This window comes from Acinetobacter sp. UBA3025, assembly GCF_002367915.1.
GTDB lineage: Bacteria > Pseudomonadota > Gammaproteobacteria > Pseudomonadales > Moraxellaceae > Acinetobacter.
Map to the genome: position 1 here is coordinate 1 of NZ_DFDO01000218.1, position 3,894 is coordinate 3,894.

Genomic DNA, 3,894 nt, shown 5'->3' on the forward strand with positions numbered 1-3,894 from the left:
TCCATCCCATTCACCACAAAAGCATGACGGGTCAGGACATTGGTCGGATTGGGCATGCTGACCAGCTCAAAGTGGTCCGCGATTTGTTTCAACAGGGCATTAGGAACATGCAGTGCACTTTCCTTAGCGACCAGTTGCTGAACCAGACGTTCTGCGGCTTGAACTGAATTAAGCTGCATTTCTTCAACAGCTGAAGAAATCGCACTACGTGTCTGCAGGACAAAACGTTTTTCTTCACGATAACGCTTATACAGGACTTCCGAAAGTAACTGGAATACTGAACTGATCATGGTCAGACAGACGAGGGCATCTGGCTTGTCTGCCGCAATACTGATACTGGCACCTTTTTCATCAAACTTGTGCACGGTACAAATATCCGTGCTGTTCAGTTTGTAGTGCTGGATGCACAGTTCAGTGGCTTTGTTCAGGAAAATCTGGCACAAATTGAAATAAGGAACCGATACCGTTTTATTCACACTATCCAGCAACTGTTTTGGATCATAGAACTGAATGTTCAAGCTCAGGCTATCGGTATCCAGTACCACCGGTTTGCTGTCTTTTTCTTTCGGTTTGTTTTTCAGAGCTTGCTGTGCCTGGGCAATGGCGAGGGCGGCATTATGCTTTTCCTGTTCCAATGCCTGAGTCAAAGTCTGAATCTCGAATTTCAGTCGCGATTCATTATTGATACGTGCCAGATACTCGGTACGGCTTGGACGCGCTACCGCACGATAACCGACCCAAAGCAGACCATGAATAATAAAAGAAAACAGAATGGCAAGCCATTGAGTCCGCAGAATTTCACCAATACTTGGCTCAATCAGGGTGATTTCAATCACACCGACTTTTTTCTCGTTTTGTAGGGCATCACGGACAAAAACTTCCCCATTACGGGTCTTGGTCAGCCCACCAGTGGCTAAAACCTGACCATTCGCATCCAGGATGCGAATTGAAGCAACGCTTGGGTTAGTCGCATAACGGTTGGCCAGAAGTGCCAGAGAAACGCGGTTCGCCGGTTCAAGCTCCGCCAGGCTGTCTGTGACCAGTTGGCTCGTCATGAGCTGTCCCTGGTTGACACGGTTATCATTCAGTTGGTGAGTCGTTGCCAATACCAGTAAAAAGGTATGCAGAGCAAAACTTACAATCAGTAGGCTAGCAAATAGCCCTTGTCTAGGCGCATTCAACGTAAACTTCCAAGGCAATTCTGTTCAATTTCGATTATGATTCTAACAATAGTTGTAGCTCAGACCCGAGTCAATTCATGCGAGAAATCATTCTTATATCATTCTTAGGACCCGACCAGCCTAATCAATTTACACGATTAATGCAGGTTTTGTCCGCTCATTCCTTACAGATTCTAGATGTGGGGCAAGCGGTCATTCATAATCAACTGACCTTAGGTATTGTTGTATCGTCTGATGACCAAACTGCAACAGCATTAGCCATGAAGGAAATCCTGATTCTAGCACATGATATCGGGTTAACAGTGCGCTTTAAACCAATCTCTGCTGCTGAATATGAACAGTGGGTAAGAGAAGGTGGCCGCACGCGTTATATCGTAACGGCATTGGCCCCGGAATTAAATGCCTCTCATCTGCAAGCCGTGACCCAGATTGTGTCGAGTCAGGGCTTCAATATTGAAACCGTGACCCGTCTTTCTGGCCGTCCTGAGCTGGATGGTTCCAATACTGGCCCTAAACGTGCCTGTGTACAGTTTGGTCTGAAAGGCCAGATGCTGGATGCAGCAGCCATGCGTGCAGCCTGCTTAAGCCTGTCGAACAACCTGAATGTCGATGTGGCAGTACAAGAAGATAATGCTTACCGCCGTAATCGCCGTCTGGTCTGCTTTGACATGGACTCGACCCTGATCGAGCAGGAAGTGATTGATGAGCTGGCGATCGAAGCAGGTGTGGGTATTCAAGTCTCTGAAATTACTGAACGCGCGATGCAGGGCGAGCTGGACTTCCAGCAAAGTTTCCGTGCTCGTGTTGCTTTATTAAAAGGCATGGATGCATCGGTATTGCCAAAAATTGCAGAACGTCTGACCGTGACTGAAGGTGCAGAACGTCTGATTTCAACCCTGAAAGCACTGGGCTACCGTACTGCGATTCTGTCTGGCGGATTCCAGTATTTTGCAGAATATCTGCAAGCCAAACTAGGAATTGATGAAGTTCATGCCAACATTCTGGATGTGCAGAATGGCGTGGTGACAGGCGAAGTTAAAGGTCATATTGTGGATGGCGCACGCAAGGCTTTATTGCTCCGTGAAATTGCCGACAATATGGGAATTTCTCTGGAGCAGACCATCGCTGTGGGTGATGGTGCCAATGACCTGCCAATGCTTTCAATTGCGGGTCTAGGGGTGGCTTTCCGTGCCAAACCTTTGGTTCGTCAGAATGCCAATCAGGCCATTTCCAGTGTGGGGCTGGATGGCGTGCTCTACCTGCTCGGTGTACATGATAAAGATCTGAGCCGCGCGTAATACATAGCTTTGCGGTAAAATCCAACGCGGCCTTGGGGTCGCGTTTTTTTATATTTTTAGCTTAACTTTTATCGAGGGACGGCGCAGCTTGTCTATAAATACCCCGATCATCTTAAACGGAAAATATTTTTTTTAAGTCGATGAAAGGGCATATGATTTTGTAATGACACGCCAACATCGACGCAGCAATTGATCCACAAATACTGTGAAAATAAAAAATGTAATGACAAAATAATATCGCGACAGAGTATGTCGTAAGGGGAGAAAGCAGGACTTTTTTTATGTAAAAAACTCAGCATAATGCATGCATAGAGATACAAATCAACACATTCCATTTTATTGATTTAACGAAATTCAATAGGTAGTACGGTTGCAATATCAAGCATACACACTATTCTTTTGGATGGAGGGGTTTATATGGTAACAGCGAATCTAGCAACTCTCGTAGGCTTTAGTTTAGTCGCCGCGGCTGTGCTTGCTGTTTTCTTCTCGCCTTATCGTCGCTGGTTAAGTTTTATGGCTGCGGGAATGCTGGCCTGGGGCCTGATCGAAGTGATTCGAGTAGGTACTCAAGCCTTGTTTGAGCTCCCGATGACATATAGCTATCTGACAGCTTTAACGACCGTGATGGTCGTAGTGACCTTACTGTTATTGCGTGAAGATCGACGTGCAGAGCGTGCTTTGGCTAAACGCCGTTATATCGAACATACACCAGTGTATGAAGATGACCAGCAGCAGCTATCTAGCCGTTAAGTTCTCTAATATCAGCGAAATAATGCACCTGCGGGTGCATTTTTCGTTTAGAAATATGATACAAAGTCCTGCATCTGCCTAGCTTTGATCTATGCTAGGATATTTGTCAATTTTCGTACAATTAGAATAGGCATAATTCCATGAAACTGTCCTCCATTCCTGTGCTCAAACTTCCTCTTGTTGACCTCAGTACCGATCCACTTGATTTGCTGGTCGCAGGTCTTGCATTACGTATGAAGCAGTTAGCACGCACCAGCCCGAAATTTATTGAATTGGTACATGAACGCCAGTTCCGTATCCAGATCGGAACAGATGAGGGAATGGCACGTCAGATCGTTGTGAATAATGGTCATATCGATACCGTTTCAGGTGATGCAGAGAAAGCTGATTTCGTGCTGCAATTTGCTGATAGTGAACAGGGTGTAAAAACGTTGCTTAAAGGTGATCCGACGGCATTCATGACCGGTATGCAAAGTGGCACGATTAAAATGGAAGGCGATTTTGGTCTGCTAGTCTGGTTTAACCAGGTTGCGAAAATGATTCCGCCTAAACTGCCAAAACCGGTCAAAGATAAAGTGAAAATGGCACGTCAGTTTATTAAAGAGAAAACTGGTAAATAACTCCTAATCCTCCTGCTTTAATTAAAGGAGGGGGTCGGGGAG

4 protein-coding genes are annotated in these 3,894 nt (G+C 45.8%); 3 read left to right on the plus strand and 1 reads right to left on the minus strand.

Annotated features, from left to right (window positions below; genetic code table 11):
* A partial coding sequence (locus B4J23_RS09175; protein WP_291360153.1) for a hypothetical protein occupies positions 1 to 1,181 on the minus strand: 1,181 nt, incomplete at its 3' end.
* Positions 1,182 to 1,258: 77 nt separating this feature from the next.
* Here B4J23_RS09175 and serB point away from each other — a divergent pair.
* The 3 genes from serB to B4J23_RS09190 all read left to right on the plus strand — a co-directional run bounded on the left by serB (position 1,259) and on the right by B4J23_RS09190 (position 3,852).
* Positions 1,259 to 2,479 (plus strand): phosphoserine phosphatase SerB, encoded by a 1,221-nt coding sequence (gene serB, locus B4J23_RS09180; RefSeq protein ID WP_004781413.1) that lies wholly within the window; start codon positions 1,259 to 1,261, stop codon positions 2,477 to 2,479.
* A 417-nt stretch (positions 2,480 to 2,896) separates the two neighbouring features.
* Entirely contained in the window at positions 2,897 to 3,232 is a 336-nt protein-coding gene (gene aciT, locus B4J23_RS09185) for a ciprofloxacin tolerance protein AciT (protein ID WP_004781415.1), read from the plus strand.
* A gap of 140 nt (positions 3,233 to 3,372) precedes the next feature.
* Entirely contained in the window at positions 3,373 to 3,852 is a 480-nt protein-coding gene (locus B4J23_RS09190; protein ID WP_004781417.1) for an SCP2 sterol-binding domain-containing protein, read from the plus strand.
* Positions 3,853 to 3,894 lie beyond the last annotated feature (42 nt).

Bases quoted from the DNA above. Each gene is read 5' to 3' on its own strand.
- serB (WP_004781413.1), top strand. From the start codon at position 1,259: ATGCGAGAAATCATTCTTATATCATTCTTAGGACCCGACCAGCCTAAT.
- B4J23_RS09190 (WP_004781417.1), top strand. From the start codon at position 3,373: ATGAAACTGTCCTCCATTCCTGTGCTCAAACTTCCTCTTGTTGACCTC.
- aciT (WP_004781415.1), top strand. From the start codon at position 2,897: ATGGTAACAGCGAATCTAGCAACTCTCGTAGGCTTTAGTTTAGTCGCC.